Annotated in this window: 1 protein-coding gene; it reads right to left on the reverse strand. The window is 73.1% G+C overall.

The window, feature by feature from the left end; translation table 11 throughout:
* On the reverse strand, positions 1-494 hold a 494-nt coding region (locus IE321_RS42995), incomplete at its 3' end, for a helix-turn-helix domain-containing protein (RefSeq protein ID WP_268257468.1).
* Positions 495-513 lie beyond the last annotated feature (19 nt).

A 513-nucleotide genomic window follows, 5' to 3' on the forward strand; every position in this document is an offset into this window, starting at 1 on the left:
GCGGCGGTGGTGGCTTCGGCGCACTCCTCGGCGCTCAGGTGCTGGGGGAAACCGTCGACTTCGTCCGCGGCCGACTGCCCACACAGCACGCACAACCCGACCGACAGCCGCGGAATCGCCGCCGGCGCCTCCTCCGCCGCAGCCGGCGCATCGCTCGGCGCCTCGGCCGGCGTCTCCGCCAGGGACGGGGCCGGGGCGGCCGGGACGAGGCGGGCGGGGGGAACGGCGAGCACGCCCGGCTGGAGCGAGGGCGTGGCGCCGTGCAGGACACCGACCGCGTGGGTGGGCCCGGCCAACAGGTCCAGCACAGGGATCTTGTAGTGGGCGGCGAGGCCGTCGACGTCCTCCAGCGACCAGTGCGCGGCACCGGACTGCTTACGGGACACCTGGGCCTGCGACAGACCCAGCGCCGCGGCCACCACGGCCTGACGCTCACCGGTCCGGGTCATCAACGCCGCAACCGTGAGCCTGAGACTTTCCTCGGTACTCAACATGATGCGAACCTAACCCACT

It is taken from the genome of Streptomyces hydrogenans (genome assembly GCF_014656075.1).
Classification (GTDB): domain Bacteria; phylum Actinomycetota; class Actinomycetes; order Streptomycetales; family Streptomycetaceae; genus Streptomyces; species Streptomyces hydrogenans.